Origin of the sequence: Burkholderia sp. BCC0097 (assembly GCF_902832985.1) — a bacterium.
GTDB lineage: Bacteria > Pseudomonadota > Gammaproteobacteria > Burkholderiales > Burkholderiaceae > Burkholderia > Burkholderia orbicola.
On record NZ_CADFDM010000038.1, the window covers coordinates 1 to 359 of the forward strand.

General features: G+C 69.9%; 1 pseudogene. It reads right to left on the minus strand.

Annotation, left to right across the window (positions count from 1 at the left end):
• Positions 1-359 (minus strand): annotated as a pseudogene (locus HWX07_RS36800) (hypothetical protein); the annotation flags it as partial.

Here is a 359-nt window from a genome sequence, read left to right on the forward strand (position 1 = left end):
GCCTTGTAGCTGCGCAGCGCGACGACCATCTTGTTGTACGCGTCGATGAACGCGACGACCGTCGCCTTGCCTTCCGGCGTCGACGAGAAGCCCGCCAGCGCGCCGCCCACCCCGCCGCCGAAGCCGCCCAGCGCCGCGCCGTAGTTGGTCGCCGTCGAGCTGCCTTCCGACGCCGCGATCTGCACCGCCGAGCGCACGTCGAACAGCGTCAGCGTCACCACCGACGCCTTCGTCTGCAGGTGGCCCGCCACCGCCGCCACCGCGCTGTTGCCGATCAGCCCGCCGATCATGCTGCCGATCCCGCCGATCGGCGAATCGTTGATCACGATCTGCGGCTCCATGTAGTAGTCGGCCGCGAC